The organism is Corynebacterium urealyticum DSM 7109 (assembly GCF_000069945.1).
GTDB classification, from domain to species: domain Bacteria; phylum Actinomycetota; class Actinomycetes; order Mycobacteriales; family Mycobacteriaceae; genus Corynebacterium; species Corynebacterium urealyticum.
Genome location: NC_010545.1, coordinates 595,809 through 611,199 on the forward strand (window position 1 = coordinate 595,809; position 15,391 = coordinate 611,199).

A 15,391-nucleotide genomic window follows, 5' to 3' on the forward strand; every position below is an offset into this window, starting at 1 on the left:
GATGTGGGGCCTGGAGTGCGGGCTTAGGGGTCCTTAAAGGGGGAGTTAAGGGTTGGGCCGTCGCGGAGTGCCAGTCGCGCTGGGGAATAGAATGGTTCCACACCACGTTGACGCCATTGACCCAGCAGAGAGGAGAACATGAGTTCCCCCACCCCCCAGCGCGCCGCCACGCTGCGCACCGAGGAGCCCGACGAGGAGCTGCTCGCCCGCTTCGAAAGCGACGCGCTGTCGCTGCTGGACCAGCTCTACGGCGCGGCATTGCGAATGACCCGCAACCCCGCCGATGCGCAGGACCTCGTGCAGGATGCGTACATCAAGGCCTTCCAAGCCTTCCGGTCCTTCAAGCCTGGCACCAACCTCAAAGCCTGGCTGTACCGCATTCTCACGAACACCTACATCAACGAGTACCGCAAGCAGCAGCGCCGACCCTATGAATCCTCCGCGGAGGACATGACCGACTGGCAGCAGGCCGACGCGATGTCCCATACCCCGGACGGCCTCGCCTCCGCGGAAGTCGAGGCGCTCAAGCGGATCCCCGACCAGCGCATCATCGACGCGCTGATGGACATTAGCGAGGATTACCGCATGGTGGTCTACTACGCCGATGTCGAAGGCTTCGCCTATAAGGAGATCGCGGAGATCCTCGACGTCCCCATCGGCACCGTCATGAGCCGCCTCCACCGGGGCCGGAAGGCGCTGCGCAAGAAACTGAAGGACGTCGCCGCGGAACACGGCATCGGCGTCGAAGAAGAAAACAAGGCGAAGGGATAGGCGAGAAGCACAATGAATGACAACGTTGAGCCGAATGCAGGCACCCCTCGGCGCGACATCGAATGCCGGGACCTCGTGGACGTCCTCTACGAATATGTCGATGGCGGATGTGACGAAAACCTGCGGGCGCAGCTGCAGGAGCACCTCGATAACTGCCCCAGTTGCGTGGAGAAACTCGGCGTGGAACGCGAAATCCGTCAACTACTGCGAGTTCGCTGCGCCCAAGCCGCCCCAGTGGAGCTGCGTAGCCGCATCACCACCCAGCTGAGGGTGGTCTACCGAACCTCCCGCGGGTAGCAAGAACTCCCCGGATTAGGCATCCGGCACAGAGGGGGCGCAGCCCGGGGCGGGTTTAAAGTTCAGTCGGAGGGGGTGCCGGCGGGGCCGCCTGACAGGGATTAGGGAAAGAAAAACGGGCCCGGGAGAAAACTCCCGGGCCCGTTCGGCGACACCCCAGCGTGGGGTGATTGGCATTATGCGTTTGGGCGCTTGCCGTGGTTCGCCTTGTTCTTGCGACGGTCCTTGCGCTTACGGCCACGCTTGCTCATGAATTCTCCTTAAAGCATGTGCACCAGCGTTCCCAGGGGAGTAGCCGGCGCAGCGATCGGGCAATGAAATTATTTAACCGCTATAGTCTATCCGCCCAGCAGTGGGCAGCGGAAATCAGGGGCAGCGGGAACTATTAAGCGTTCGCGCGGGCGCGGGTGCGAGCGCGGTTGTTGCGGCGCTTCAGCACGCGACGCTCGTCCTCAGACATGCCACCCCACACGCCGGCGTCCTGGCCGGAGCTGATTGCCCACGTGAGGCAATCCGTGGTCACCGGGCAACGGTTGCACACCAGCTTCGCCTTCGCAGTCTGGGCGAGAGCCGGTCCGGAGTTACCAACTGGGAAAAACAGCTCGGGGTCTTCCTGGCGGCAGACAGCCTTGTGGCGCCAATCCATGATCAAGTCCTTTCATGCCTATCGGGCGGTCGTAGCGGTCCGGCATGCCACGGGGGTGGCCTGGCGGAGGTCTCTGCCGGCGGGGAACCGGCAGAAAGGTTAACGGGCGGTTAACTGCGATCCTTTGGAGCGTCCCGATGGTTGCTGGCGTCGGCCACCTGTGAGCGGTCTGTGTGCGGGGCCGATGGTGTCGTCGTTGGTGCCCCGGGGAAGGGGCGAACATGGCCTCGCGGAGCCTTAGTGCAACGCTGGGGTGCGAAGAATCGCGGGGTAAGGGCTGGTCGGGCGGTGCGGAATGAACATGAGCGCCAGGAAAGTGGCACTGCAATACCCGCGCTATGGCATGACCAAAGGACCACAACATAAACGTGGGCAGGCTGTTGTTCCCCCACCGCCTTCGCGGTTACATCAAGGAGTATGGCATGTATTTCCCAGGTTGCCTAGAGTTAACCCAGTAAATGTAACCAAGCTCACACTGTTTCGATTTGGGTAATGGCTCCGAGTGACGTAGGTGTGCCTCAGTGCTAGGTAGTCACGCCCTTGCTGGGCGGACCGGCCGGTTCCTCGCCGAGGCTTCGTGGGGCCTTCCATGAGAGCAGAGTGGCCAGAAATGGGAAGCGAGCTCGCTAAGGCTAGACTCATCGGCATGAGCTCCCCGAAGAACTACTCCAAGCCGCCCACCGTCATCCAATACGCCGGCCTCTACGGCCTGATCCAGGGCCTCATCGGCATCGCCTTCGGCATCTTTCTCGTCGTCCGCGAAGCCCAAGGCTTCCACGACCCCACCGCAAAAATCAGCGGCTACGGCACCGCCCTGTGGTTCTTCTTCATCTTCGGGGCCGTCGCCGTCTGCGGCTACTTCCTCTATCGGGGACGCTCCTGGGGTCGCGGCCCGGTGGTCATGCTGCAGATCTGCCTGGTTCCGGTGGCTTATTACATGTTCCGGTCCGGCCGTCCCGAACTGGCCGTTCCCACCACGCTGGTCCTGATTCTTGGGCTCGCGCTGCTGTTCAACCCCACCGCGATCAACTGGTGGACGATGGACCACTACCGCGACTAAGAACCGAGTACGACGACCTCGTTACCGCGCTGCTCGACCACAAAGCCACCACTGACCCGCAGGTGTACTGGCGAGCCAGCTACTAGGCCATCCCGGCGGACCGGAATTGTCCGCTCCTTCTTCTTGTGCTTCGTGTCGAAGACCTGGACGCCGCCCTCGACCGGAACCAGCAGACGGTCGGCCATATTTGCGCCGGCACCCAAGGCGCCGCGCACCGTGAACTCCGGGGCCAGGCTTGTGGGGTGAAAACCCACCACAGCATCACCTGTCCACCACGTCATGTTGTGCGGCAGATCCGCCGTGACCGGCAGCACCGGGGTGTCCTGAGCAGTGCCAGCAAGCGCCGGGGTGGCGGGCATCGGGTAGTGGTTGACCTCGCCGGAATCGCTGGCCACGATCAGCTCCGGCTTCCCATCACCACTCGCCCCCGTTGGCGCGTACACCGCCGCATGGTGCTGCGCGATCGCCACCAACTGGCCATCCCGGGGGACATAAAAGCTGTGGAGCTCCTCCGGCACATCCGAGCGCTCCGGCTTCGTCTTGAGCAACCGCAGCAGGATCTTGTCCTCACCCTCGCAGTGCTGGGTTGTCGCCAGCAGCTCGGTGCGGGTCAGGGCAGAAGTAAACGGGCAGTCCGCGTAGCGCTGCTCCTCCTTCTTCACCGGTGTTTCCTGGCGGCCCACTTCCGTGGTGCGCACCAGGTCGCTGCGCCACAGCTCCACCCGGTGCGGGGACACGATGCCCGTGGAGTCATTCGAACGCAGCGCCGTGGCGGCATCCTGCGCCAACGCCGAACGGGTGTGGGCGTAGTCGCCAGTGCTCGCAGCCAGGCTCACCACATCCCCGCAGCCCTTCGAGCCACGGTAGATCGCGACGATCCGCTCGTTACTAAAAGTCACATCGCACAGTGGCAGCCCGCGGTCGTAGGTCCACGCCACCTCGCCCGAGCGGAGATCATGCATGGACAGCACATCGTCCTCGGCGGTGAGCACACCACCGGAAAGTAGGATCGGGGCAACCGTCTGCGGGGACGTTCCCCGCCACAGCTCCCGGAGTGTTGTCGGGGCGGCCTCAGCCGCCGCCGGGGCGGATAGAGTGGCGGCCTGGGTGCGGTCCACCCGGCGCGCGTCCGATCCCCACCAGCTAGTGACCAGCACCACCACGAGGAAAAGAATGATTGCGCCCACCGCGAGGTAATCCTTGCGCGAGGCCCGCTCCGGGCGGGGCCAGCGGCGCTGCGTTGATGTGGTCTGGGCGGGGGAGTGAGGCGCCATTAGTTCTTTGCCCCGCCGTTCCCGCCGCGCGAGCGCCCACCCCGACCGCGCTCGCTACGGCTTCGGCCCTGCGCGCTCGGACCGTGGCTACGAGACACGTGGCCACGCGAAGCAACCCTATGGCCACGCGAGCCAGCCCCTGCGCCGCGCTCACCGCGACCACCGCGGGAACGCCGAGCCGGGGCCGTCGCCGCCGCCGAACCAGCAACCCGACGATTCGGCCCCACTCGGTCGCTCAGCTCCCCGTCCGTGGGTAGCCCCAGCACATCTAGCAGCTCAGGGGACTGTGAGAACCACTGCGGCGGGTCCTGCAGGCCCAAGCCCAACGCCTCGCTGATGTGATCCCACCGGGGCACCTCATCCCAACCGACCAGCGTGATCGCGGTGCCGTCCTTACCAGCGCGCGCCGTGCGGCCAATCCGGTGCACATACGTCCGCTCGTCCTCCGGGACCTGGTAGTTGACCACATGGGTGACATCCGTGACGTCGATGCCGCGGGCAGCTACGTCCGTGGCGACCATGACGTCCACCGCACCATCCCGGAACAGCTGCAGGGACTGTTCGCGGTCCGCCTGGCGCATATCGCCATGCACCGCGCCGACCCTAAAGCCCCAGGCGGCCAGGTCCTCAGCGACCATCGCGGCCTGCCGCTTCGTCGGGGTGAACACGATCGTCCGGCCCCGGCCCGGGCTCTGCAGAATCCGGGAGAGCGTGGACATCCGGTCCAGCTTGTGGGACTGGAACGCGATCTGGGTGACCCGCTCGTGCGTATCCGCCGCAGCCGTGGAGTCCGCCTGGATCATCACCGGTTGCTTCATGAACTCCCGCGACAGGCTCAGGACCGGCCCTGGCATCGTCGCGGAAAACAGCATAGTCTGCCGGTCCGGGCTGGTCAGCGACATGATCTGCCGAATATCGTCCAGGAAGCCCTGATCCAGCATCTCATCGGCCTCGTCCAGCACCAGAACCTCCACCCCGGACAGCTCCAGCTCACCGCGGCGGTGCAGATCCAACAGGCGGCCCGGTGTGCCCACCACCACGTCCGTGCCCCGGCTCAGCGCCCGGATCTGCTGGTTGAAGCCCACCCCGCCATAGATTGGTGTGACCGTCACCCGGTGGTCGTTCGCCGGAATCACGAGGTTCGCCGTGGCCAGCGTGAGGTCCTCAGCCACCTGCAGGCACAGCTCACGGGTGGGGACCACCACGAGGCCGCGAACGCTGCCATCGAGTTCGGTGATGCCGGCGTCGTCGAAAATCCGGTCCAACAACGGCACGCCGAAACCCAAGGTCTTGCCCATCCCCGTGCGAGCCTGACCGATCAGATCATCGCCCCGCAACGCGATCGGTAGGGTCAGCTCCTGGATCGCAAACGCCGTGGGCATCCCCGCCTGCTCCAAAGCCTCGGCGATTTCGGCTGCCACCCCCAAGGAACGGAACGTGGGCCCGGGGGTTGCCCCCGAGTGATCATCGGAGGGGAGATGGGGCGCTGGCACGGTCGGAACCTCCCTAAAACAAGGCAGTACTATGATGGTCACATTAGCGCACCGACGAGTGCGCCAGATCTTTCAAGAACCAACGGACGGAGATCGACAAGCATGCAACTGAAGATCGGCTTCATTAACTCCCAGCGCGAGCTCGCCATCGACCTCGATAAGAACGAGGTCAAGCAGGCAGAACTCGTCGAGGAGCTGCAGAACTTCCTGACCGACGGCACCGCCACCACCACCGTGGTCGAGGACGCCCGCGGCACCAAGACCGTCCTGCTGCGCGAGCAGATCGCCTACATCCAGGTCGGCGCCGAGAAGCCGCGCTCCGTGGGCTTCATCTGATCCATTTGAAGGGCAGATAGAGGTTGAGCGAGGTGAATAACCCCCAGGGCACGGGTAGCGAGAACACGCAAGAAGGGCCGCGTCACCGGCGTGCGCGCCGCGAGGAATTCGCTCTGCCCGAACCCGACCATGCCCGCACCCCGCCCCGGATCGACCGACGATCTCAGGGGCAGGGGGCTCACTGGCTCAACTTCAGCGACCCCCGCGTCCGCATCGGGATCGTCGCGGTGCTCGTGCTGGTCAGTCTGCTCGTCCTCGTCGACGCCCTCCGCGGGGCAGGGGAGGACGCCGCCACCGACGTGACAGCCACCAACAACAGCGACGACCCCGCCGACGGCGCGGCCGGCCCCGTCCCCGGCTCGGGCCACGGCGACCTGCCGACCGGGCAGCTCCCGCCCGGCGGACCGGTGACCGAGAACAGCAGCGGCAACTTCCGCACCGTCGGCGCCCCGGGCCCGAAGGTCGGCGACGGGAAACTCTTCACCTACACCGTCGAGATCGAGGACACGATCAACACCGCCGCCTTCGGCGGGGACGACGCCTTCGCCACGACGGTGGACGCGATCCTTTCCGACCCACGCGGCTGGACCGGGCGCGGGAAGTTCGCCTTCCAGCACGTCGCCGCCGGTGAACTGCCGGAGGGTCAAGAACCCGACCTGCGGATCCAGCTGGCCTCCCAGGACCACACCCACGAGGTCTGCGGCAACACCTTCAAGCTGGAGACCAGCTGCTTCTACTCCGACGGCAACCGGGTCGTCATCAATGAATCCCGCTGGATTCGAGGCGCGATCCCGTTCCAGGGGGACCTCGGGGCCTACCGGCAGTACGTCATCAACCACGAGGTCGGCCACGGCATCGGCTTCGCCGCCCACCAGCCCTGCCCGAAGGACGGGCAGCTCGCTCCGATCATGATGCAGCAGACCTTGAGCGTGGATAACCGCGTGCTCCGGGAGATCAGCAACGAGGACATCTACGGGGAAAGCGACTCCACCTGCCGTGCGAACCCGTGGCCCTACCCGGTTGCGGAAGAACAATAAGAGGTGACTCGCCGTGAATGAATCCCGCTCTGCCGGCACGCTGGAAACCCCACCGCCGGCCCACATCCTCAACGGCTTCCACGCGCACGTGGACAACCCCGTCCAGCTGGACCGGCCGTGGTCATATGGCTGGCGCTGCGACCGCGCGGTGATCTCCCTGGCGGAGGAGCCGATGCGCGCCTCCTGGATCGCCAAGACCACCGCGAAGATGCGGCCCGCCGGGGTGGGCGTATCGCGCCCCATGCTCTCCACCGATGGCCGGTACACGGTCTCCGGGTGGCGGGCACGGACTTTCCTTTCCGGGCACCGCGCGCCCCGCTTCGACGAGATGGCCGCCGCCGCACTGCGTATTAACGAATCCCTTCGCGGCCTGCCGCGACCGGAGTTCCTGGCGCCCCCGGAGCTCACGGGCACGTGGGGGCAGACGGAGATCTTCGCCGCCGCGGATGCCTCCGCCTTCGCTGAGCAGCCCCAGGAATGGATCGCCCCGGCCATGGACGCCACCGCCGTGCCCCGGAACGACATCGCCGAAGCCTTGGCCAAGGCCGTGGAAATCACCGCACTGCGCACCGAGATCACGGCGGAAGACCAGCTGGTCCACGGCGACGTCATTGGTTGCATGATCTTCGACGGCGCGGCCGACCCCGCGATCACCGACCTGGTGCCCGCGTGGCACCCCACGGGTTGGTCGGTCGCGCTGCTCGTCGTCGACGCGATGGCCTGGGGCAACGGGGACGACGCCCTGCTGGATCGCTGGGCCCACATCCCGGACTTTATGCAGCTCGCCTTGCGCGCGGTGCTCTACCGGCTCGCGCTGCACGCCATGCTGCCCAACTCCCGGCCGGAGGCATGGCCGGGCCTGTCGCGCACCGCGGACGTCATCGCCGCGCGCGAGCAACACAACGAGGTGCAGCAGGAGCGGGAGGAAAGCGGCGAGGCTGCGGAAGAAAACGGGGAGCACGTTGGGCACGACGCCGAGGAATCGGTGAATGACACAGCGGGGGACCAGGACAGCGACGAGGCCGGTGAGGGGGCCGTCGAGGCAGGTGAGGGTGCCGGCGAGCGTGGCGCCGAGGATGCCGAAAAGTAGCCTGAGCAGGGGCGAGAGTAGGAAAATCGAACACCGCCGAAGGAATCGGCGGGGCGTGTCTGCACCGGGTGCCATACTGATGGCATGACGGACACAGCCAAGAATCAACAGCCGACCGCCGTGGCCTCCCCGAGCACGCCGGAGGACCGCCTGGGGGCTCGCGAGGCGGCGAAGGTCGTGCTGCAGCCGCCGCGCCGGGTGGGGGAGGAAGGCCACGAGTGGGACGGGCTTGCCGGGGCCATCGTCACCGGCGATGAGCGCATCGATAGCTCCGCGCCGTGGACCGTCCTGGGCGGACCGGGGACAGGCAAGACGAGCCTGCTCGTCGACACGCTGGTCCACTTCCTCGCCGCGGGTGGTTCGGCGGAGGAGGTCATGGTGGTCACCCCCACCAAGGACGCCGCCACGGCCGTGAACACCCAGCTGGTGGCCAGGCTGGCAAGCATGAGCAGCTTCGCGGCGACGCGCACGCCGGTGCGTTCCGTGCACTCGTGGGCTTTCGCTGCGCTGCGCAGCATGCTGCTGGCCAGCGACCGGGAAGCACCGCGGTTGCTCACCGGTGCCGAGCACGATGCGGATGTGCGGCTGCTGCTGGCCGGGCATGTGGAGGACGGTGCGGGAGCCTGGCCGAAGCACATCAGACCAGCGCTGGGGTATGTGGGTTTCGCCCGCCAGCTACGCGATTTGCTGCTGCGCGCCGAGGAGCGCGGGGTGGGGCCGGGCGAGCTCACCGCGCTGGGGGAGAAGTACGACCAACCGATGTGGGTGGGGGCAGGGCAGTTCCTCGACGAGTACCGCCAGACGAGGCGGCTGGCCCAGTCCATCAGCCTGAACGCCTCCGAACTGCTGCACACCACGCTGCAAGAGATGGCCGATGGTCCGGGGCGGGCACAGCTCGACCGGTGGCGGGAGAAGCTGCGGCTGATCCTCATCGATGATGCCCACAATTTGGATCCGGCGGCTGCCGAGTTCCTGGAGCAGTTTTTCACTCCTGAAACGCGGGTGGTGCTCGCCGGCGACCCCGACCAGTGTGTATTCCACTTCCGCGGGGCCGATGAGGAGCTACTCAGCAAATACGCCGCCGACGAGAATCACCGTGTGGTCCTGAGCGGATCCCAACGCTTTGGAGCTCCCACCGCACGTGCCATCAATGCCCTGACCGGGCACCTACCGCACGTGGACACCCGCATCCCGCTGCGCGTGGCTGAGGGCGCTGAGGCGGCCCAGGAAGCTGAGGCAACGGCAGGGGAGTTGGTCGCGCCGGATGCAGGCCGCGCTGGGGCCACGTCTGGTGCCGGGGGAGAACGGAACCAGCCGATCCGAGTGCTGCGCGCGAACTCCGGGACCGCCGAGCGGCTGCACATCACCGATGCCCTGCGCCGCGCCCACGTCCGCGACGGTGTGGCCTGGCAGGACATGGCTGTCATCGTGCGCTCGGTCGGGGAGATCGCACCCATCCGGCGAGCCCTGCTCACCCACGGGGTACCGGTGCGGGTCGATCAGACCTCCATCATCCTCGCGGAACAGCCCCTGATCCGGCTGCTGCTCACCGCACTGGAGGCCACCTACCGGCCGTTGGAGAACTCCGAGGTGCGGGTACTCATGGAATCCATGGTCGGTGGCGCCGACCCGATCATGGTGCGCCGCCTCGAGCGCGTGCTGGCCCAGGCGCTGGCCCGCCAACGCCTGCAGGGCAAGCCGGTGCCGGAGAACACCGCGGGCCTGCCATTCCAGTCCAGCGACGCACTCAGCACCCTGCTCAACGGCACCGCCAGCGCGGAGGACGCCGCCGAGTGGACCGCGGGCTTCAACAACCGCGAGCTGCAGATCCTGCAGGACATGAGCGACGTCCTCACCGCGGGCAGGGAGGCACAACGGGCGGGACAATCCGTGGAGATGGTGCTCTGGGAGATCTGGAAGGCCACCGGGCTGGACACCCGCCTGCAGGAACGGGCCCTGCGCGGCGGGACCTTCGGCTCGCAGGCGGACCAGGATCTCGACTCGGTGATGATGCTCTTCGACATGGCCGGGGACTTCGTCGAACGCCACCCCAACGCCTCGATCCGCACCTTCTGCGAGGAAGTCCGCGCCCAGGAGCTGCCCACCGGTGGCCGTGAGCGCGGGGTCGCCAGCAACGCCGTGGAGATCCTGCCCGCCCACGCCGCCGTGGGACGCCAGTGGCACACCGTGGTCGTCACCCGCGTGCAGGAAGGCAGCTGGCCCGCCGGGCCCACCGTGGGCGGGCTCTTCGGCCAGCTGGAACTCGTTGATCTGCTGGACCGGGGGATTGAGCCCGGCACGCGGGTCTCGCGGGTGGCGAGTGCTGTCCATGAGGAGCGGAGGCTCTTCCTCGTCGCTATCTCGCGGGCTACTCGAAGCACCCTGGTGACCTGTATCGACAACGCCAGCGTGGAAAACGGCGTGCCCTCCCGCTTCGTGGAGGAGATCACCGACGCGCCGGGAGCAGCTGTGCCGCTGGGAACCGTGGACCAGATTGAGCAGGAAGATCCGGTGGGTCAGGAGGCCACGCCGGGCGAGCCCGTGCAGGGGGAGCTTGGGCTGGGCCTGGAACTGGGGGACTCCGCGCAGCAGGGAGGGCCTGCAGTGCAGGCCAGCCCGGCCGAGCAGCTGAGTTCATCGGACCAGCTGAGCCCAGCGGAACAGCTCAGCGCCCTACCACGAGTGCTCGCTCTCGAGCCACTCATCGCCGAACTGCGCGACGTGGTTACCGACCCCACCCAGCGGCACCACCGCCGGGTTGCCGCCGCACGCAACCTCGCCGCGATGGCTGAGGCCGGGATCTTCGGCAGCCACCCTGTCGACTGGTGGGGCATGGCTGAACCCACCACCATGGAGCGGGTCACCGACCGGCGGGGAGGGGTGTCCTTGAGCCCCTCCAAGCTGGACAATATCGATAACTGCGCGCTCAAAACCTTCTTCGACGACAACCGCGGGGCGCAGGAGGAAACCAACCCCATGCGGGTGGGTACCGTCGTCCACGCCATCGCCCAGGCCATCGTCCAACAAGACCTCAGCCTGGAAGACGCCCAATACGCCGCGCGCACCGCACTGAAATGGGCCGTTGTGGGACCAGCATTCGAAGTCAACGCAGCACTCGAACGCTGGGAGCAGGGCATCGCGAACCTCCACAGCTGGATTACGGAGACGTGCACACAAACCGAGGGGACGGAATGGGAGGTCGAGCAGCAGCTCGACACCACCCTGGGAACCCTGCCCACTGGGGAGGAGGTCTTTCTCCGCGGCCGAATTGACCTCATGGCCACCGATGCGGACGGCCGGGTGGTTGTCTACGACTTCAAGACCGGGAAAACCCCCAAAACTGCGGCCGAAGCCCAGGCCAGCCGCCAGCTCGGCGCCTATCAATTCCTCGTGCATGTGAATCGCGGCAAGCAACCATACGGTGCTCACCTGATCTATCCCGCCACCAGCGAAGGGAAGCTCAAGAAGTCCAGTCAGCCGGACTTCTCTCCCGAGCAGCTCGCCGAGACGAGGCAGAACCTGCTCGCCGCCGCCGAGCAAATCAGCGAGCCCGTACAGATAGCCACCCCAGGCGATGCACAGTGCAAGTACTGCAGCTACCACCTGATCTGCCCGGCCAAGGACGCCGGGAAAACCGTGGTGAGCTCATGAGCCCGCAGCAGCCACGCTCCGAGAGCACACACAACGCCCAGCACCCGACCCCGCACAGCGCACAGCAGCGAAAGGCAGCAATGCAGGAACCAGCCGGCGGAATCATCAGCCCCGAGGAACTCGCCACCCGGTGGCTCAAACAACCCTACCCACCTACCCCGCAACAGTCGGCAGTCATCAGCGCGCCACCGCAGGGCAGTTACATCGTCGTCGCTGGTGCCGGCGCCGGCAAGACCGAAACGATGGCCGCGCGCGTGGTCTGGCTCGTCGCCAACGGCTACGTCCTGCCCGAACACGTCCTGGGCCTGACCTTCACCCGCAAGGCCGCCAACGAGCTTGGCCAGCGTATCCGGGGCCGGCTGGAAACGCTGGCCCGCAGTGGCTTCCGCGAGCAGCTGCCAGCCGACGACCCGCGCCACGAAGCGCTGCGCAACATCTCGCCCGCGGTCTCCACCTACGACTCCTACGCCGGCAACATCGTCGGGGAGTACGGGTTGCTTGCCCCCGTGGAACCCAGCGGGCGGATCATCAGCGACGCCGAAAAATGGATGATCACCCGTCAGCTGCTCCTTGATCACGACCGCGAGATGCAAACCTCACGCTCGATGGTCACCGTGATCGATTTCATCCACAGGCTCTCCGATGAGATGGATAACCACCTCGCAGAACTTAAGGACGTCCGTGGCGAAACCGAAGCGCTGATCGATACCATCCAGCAGGTCGAACACGGCGTGGGCAAGCCGCTTTCCAAGGCCGCCTACAAGCTCCGCGACGCCAACCAGGAGCGCCTCGACCTGCTGCCCTGGGTTAAGAAGTACTGGGAACGCCTCCAGGAACTCGATGTGCGCACCTTCGGCCAGCAAATGACCCTCGCCGCCAAGCTCGCCTCCGAGCATGCGATCGTCGGCCAGTCCCAGCGCGAACGCTTCCGCGTGGTCATGTTGGACGAGTACCAGGACACCTCGCACGCTCAGCGCGTGCTGCTGCGCTCCCTTTTCGGGGATGGGCAGGACGACGAACTCGCCGTCACCGCCGTGGGCGACCCCATGCAGGCGATCTATGGCTTCCGCGGGGCGACCTCCTCCAACCTCGGGAACTTCGAAACCGACTTCCCTTTCCGCGGGGAACCCGCCCAAAAGTTCGAGCTAACCACCTCTTGGCGTAACCCTGCCTCCGTGTTGGAACTCGCAAACGTCGTCTCCTCCCGCACTCTGGGTGAGAACCGCACCGTCTCCGAGCTGAAGCCCCGCGCGGGAGCCGAGGATGGAGAAATCCAGGTGGCCTTCTTCGACGAAGAGGACCAGGAACTCGAATGGCTCACCGACCAGCTGCAACAGCGCTGGGAGAGCTTCAAGAAGCGCAAGGAGGCCGCCGCCGTATCGGGGGAGAAGGTTGACCCCTTCAGTGCGGCCGTGCTCGTGCGGAAGAACAAAGAAGCCTTACCGATCTTCGAGCTCCTGCGCGCCAAGGGCGTGCCGGTGGAACTCACTGGTGGGGCGGGGTTGCTGGACATCCCCGAGGTCGCGGATGTCTACGCCACCCTGCGCGCCCTCGTCGACCCGGAGGATGACCCCGCGATGCTCCGCTTGCTCACCGGCCCGCGCTTCAACCTCGGGGCTCGGGACCTGCAGATCCTCGCCCGCCGCGCTCAGCAGCTCCAGCGCCGCGCCAAGGGGGACACCGACCCAGGAGAGGTCAATCAGGACACGACCAGCGCCGGGGGAGAGGACCCGTGGATCCACAATCCCGCCTACGAGGAGCTGAAGAGCCTCGAATCCCCGCTACGTGAGCAACTCCTCGAAGCGATCCCCAACCCCGCGGACGCCACCGTTGGTTTGGCCGACGCCATCGCGGACTTCGCGGATGCCGAAGAGCAAGGGATGAGCCCGCGGGGTGCGCGAGCCATCGCCGAACTCTCCCGCGAGCTCGGCCACCTGCGCCGCAACTGCCTCACCAAGCCACTGCCGGACCTCATCGCGGACATCGAGGACATGATCGGCATCCGCACCGAGGTGCTCACCCGCTGGCACCGCAACCCGGATGACTCGATCGGCACCAGCCACCTCGACGAGTTCGCGGACATCGTCCAGAGCTTCTCCCAGCTCGGTGGCTCCAACGCGTCGATCCTGGTGGATTACCTGCGCGCTGCCCACGAGCACGACTCCGGCCTGGAACCCGGCGAGGTCGAGGCGAAAACCGATACCGTCCAGATCCTCACCGTCCACCGCTCCAAGGGGCTGGAGTGGGACATCGTTGCCGTACCTTATGCGCACCGCAAGAACTTCTTCGACGCCGAAACCCCAGGCGTCAGGCTTGAAGAATGGCTTCATAAGGCCGAGCGCATCCCCTCCAGTCTGCGCGGCGACGCTGAGAACGAAGGCCAACCGGGCGGCTACCCGCTCTATGACGCTAGCCACGCCGAGAAGAGCGCGGACCTCACCAAGGCTGCTGATGCTTTCGAAGTTCAGCTGCAAGCCAAGGAGGCCCAGGAGAGCGAGAGGCTGTTCTACGTGGGAATCACCCGCACCGAACGTGTGCTGCTGGTGAGTGGCTCCGCGTATAGTTCCGGCGTTACCGCCGTGGACCCCTCGCTGAACCTGGTGCTGCTGCGCAACCGCATCACCGATTCCCGTGCGCCCCTGGCAGGGGCGAGTGTGCACACCTGGTCCGACCTGGGGCGCAAGCCAAGTAAGTCAGATGCCGCGAGGGTGGAGAAGGGCAACGCCACCGAGATCGACCACTACTTCTATCCCACGCCAGAGCAGCTCATCGCGCGCGAGGACTATGCGCTTGAGCGTCGCCGTGCCGAAGCCGACGGCGAGCAGGCCAGCTGGCCGCAGCCCGCGCCACTGGCCAGCAGACCTGGTGCTGCCGACGGAGCGGGCATGGTCATTGACGCGATCGGCGCGGCAACCACCGGTGACTCCGCCACTGAATCTGCCGCCAGCCAGGACATGCTGACCCGCCAATGGGACGAGGAAACCCGCCTGCTGATCCAAGAGCACCAGCAGCGCACCCTCACCGCCGTGGAGGTCCCACTCGACCCGATGCTCACCGCAACCCAAGCGGTCGCGATGAACCAGGACCCGGAACAGTTCGCACGGCGGCGTCGTCGCCCCATCCCGATGCAGCCCCAGCCCTACGCCAAGCGCGGAACGGCCTTCCACAACTGGGTGGAGCAGCACTACAACCAAGCCATGCTCTTCGACGAGGACGAAATGCCTGGCGCCTCCGACGCCACCCTCCAGGACCCGCAGCTCGAGGAATTGAAAAACAAGTTCCTTGGCTCCGAGTGGGCGCAGCGCACCCCGGAGTCGGTTGAGGGCTCCTACCTGGTTAACATCGGCGGATTCGTCTTCAACGGCCGGATGGATGCCGTCTTCCACGAAGGCGAGGACCCCGCCGCGGGATGGCTCGTCGTCGACTGGAAGACTGGGCAGATGCCGACCGGCCGGGATATGAAGAATGCCGAGCTCCAGCTGGCCGCCTACCGGCTGGCCTGGGCGAAAATCCTGAGCCGCCAGCTGGGTGTGGAGGTGCCGGTGGATAACGTGCGCACCGCGTTCTTCTATGTGCGCACCCAGCACACCCACTACGTGCAAGACTTGCCGAACGAAGAAGAACTCATCGCCCGGCTAGGCTTGAACAAGTCCTAAGCCCTAGGATTTGATGGTTCACGACAACCCGCCCCGAGCCTCGGGGCGGGGGCGGGCCGACCCACGGGCCGGGCGTCCAA

Annotated in this window: 12 protein-coding genes; 8 read left to right on the forward strand and 4 right to left on the reverse strand. The window is 66.2% G+C overall.

Annotation, left to right across the window (positions count from 1 at the left end):
* Positions 1-138 precede the first annotated feature (138 nt).
* Positions 139-771, forward strand: coding sequence for a sigma-70 family RNA polymerase sigma factor (locus CU_RS02460; protein ID WP_012359746.1), 633 nt, complete (start codon positions 139-141; stop codon positions 769-771).
* 12 nt (positions 772-783) lie between these two features.
* Positions 784-1,068 carry a mycothiol system anti-sigma-R factor gene (gene rsrA / locus CU_RS02465; RefSeq protein WP_012359747.1) on the forward strand — a complete coding sequence of 95 codons (285 nt, stop codon included), beginning with the start codon at positions 784-786 and terminating at the stop codon, positions 1,066-1,068.
* A 176-nt stretch (positions 1,069-1,244) separates the two neighbouring features.
* Here the strand turns inward: rsrA and CU_RS11110 are convergent, their stop codons facing one another.
* Positions 1,245-1,319 carry a 50S ribosomal protein bL37 gene (locus tag CU_RS11110; protein WP_012359748.1) on the reverse strand — a complete coding sequence of 25 codons (75 nt, stop codon included), beginning with the start codon at positions 1,317-1,319 and terminating at the stop codon, positions 1,245-1,247.
* 134 nt (positions 1,320-1,453) lie between these two features.
* Positions 1,454-1,714: a WhiB family transcriptional regulator gene (locus CU_RS02470; RefSeq protein ID WP_012359749.1), complete on the reverse strand. Its 261-nt coding sequence runs from the start codon at positions 1,712-1,714 to the stop codon at positions 1,454-1,456.
* Between the two features lie 646 nt (positions 1,715-2,360).
* On the opposite strand from CU_RS02470, the gene CU_RS02475 reads away from it, so the two are divergent.
* On the forward strand, positions 2,361-2,774 hold the full coding sequence (locus CU_RS02475; RefSeq protein WP_231837727.1) for a hypothetical protein: 414 nt from the start codon (positions 2,361-2,363) through the stop codon (positions 2,772-2,774).
* On the opposite strand, the gene CU_RS02480 is transcribed toward CU_RS02475, so the two are convergent.
* Positions 2,771-4,048, reverse strand: coding sequence for an Rv3212 family protein (locus CU_RS02480; RefSeq protein WP_012359751.1), 1,278 nt, complete (start codon positions 4,046-4,048; stop codon positions 2,771-2,773). The two genes, CU_RS02475 and CU_RS02480, sit on opposite strands and share 4 nt — an antisense overlap.
* Positions 4,048-5,541: a DEAD/DEAH box helicase gene (locus tag CU_RS02485; protein WP_012359753.1), complete on the reverse strand. Its 1,494-nt coding sequence runs from the start codon at positions 5,539-5,541 to the stop codon at positions 4,048-4,050. The genes CU_RS02480 and CU_RS02485 overlap by 1 nt, the downstream gene beginning before the upstream one ends.
* 102 nt (positions 5,542-5,643) lie before the next feature.
* On the opposite strand from CU_RS02485, the gene CU_RS02490 reads away from it, so the two are divergent.
* From CU_RS02490 to CU_RS02510, 5 genes are all read left to right on the forward strand, one after another.
* A complete protein-coding gene (locus CU_RS02490; protein ID WP_070761653.1) occupies positions 5,644-5,877 on the forward strand; it encodes a DUF3107 domain-containing protein in 234 nt (77 codons plus the stop codon).
* 32 nt (positions 5,878-5,909) lie between these two features.
* Positions 5,910-6,914 carry a DUF3152 domain-containing protein gene (locus CU_RS02495; RefSeq protein WP_012359754.1) on the forward strand — a complete coding sequence of 335 codons (1,005 nt, stop codon included), beginning with the start codon at positions 5,910-5,912 and terminating at the stop codon, positions 6,912-6,914.
* 13 nt (positions 6,915-6,927) lie between these two features.
* The gene (locus CU_RS02500) at positions 6,928-8,004 is read left to right on the forward strand and encodes a TIGR02569 family protein (protein ID WP_012359755.1); all 1,077 of its coding nucleotides are present in this window, start codon (positions 6,928-6,930) and stop codon (positions 8,002-8,004) included.
* A gap of 84 nt (positions 8,005-8,088) precedes the next feature.
* Positions 8,089-11,655, forward strand: a complete 3,567-nt coding sequence (locus CU_RS02505) for an ATP-dependent DNA helicase (RefSeq protein WP_012359756.1) — start codon at positions 8,089-8,091, stop codon at positions 11,653-11,655.
* Positions 11,652-15,311 (forward strand): UvrD-helicase domain-containing protein, encoded by a 3,660-nt coding sequence (locus CU_RS02510; protein ID WP_012359757.1) that lies wholly within the window; start codon positions 11,652-11,654, stop codon positions 15,309-15,311. The genes CU_RS02505 and CU_RS02510 overlap by 4 nt, the downstream gene beginning before the upstream one ends.
* Positions 15,312-15,391: the final 80 nt, after the last annotated feature.

Bases quoted from the DNA above. Each gene is read 5' to 3' on its own strand.
- CU_RS02460 (WP_012359746.1), top strand. From the start codon at position 139: ATGAGTTCCCCCACCCCCCAGCGCGCCGCCACGCTGCGCACCGAGGAG.
- rsrA (WP_012359747.1), top strand. From the start codon at position 784: ATGAATGACAACGTTGAGCCGAATGCAGGCACCCCTCGGCGCGACATC.
- CU_RS02470 (WP_012359749.1), bottom strand. From the start codon at position 1,714: ATGGATTGGCGCCACAAGGCTGTCTGCCGCCAGGAAGACCCCGAGCTG.
- CU_RS02475 (WP_231837727.1), top strand. From the start codon at position 2,361: ATGAGCTCCCCGAAGAACTACTCCAAGCCGCCCACCGTCATCCAATAC.
- CU_RS02480 (WP_012359751.1), bottom strand. From the start codon at position 4,048: ATGGCGCCTCACTCCCCCGCCCAGACCACATCAACGCAGCGCCGCTGG.
- CU_RS02490 (WP_070761653.1), top strand. From the start codon at position 5,644: ATGCAACTGAAGATCGGCTTCATTAACTCCCAGCGCGAGCTCGCCATC.
- CU_RS02505 (WP_012359756.1), top strand. From the start codon at position 8,089: ATGACGGACACAGCCAAGAATCAACAGCCGACCGCCGTGGCCTCCCCG.
- CU_RS02510 (WP_012359757.1), top strand. From the start codon at position 11,652: ATGAGCCCGCAGCAGCCACGCTCCGAGAGCACACACAACGCCCAGCAC.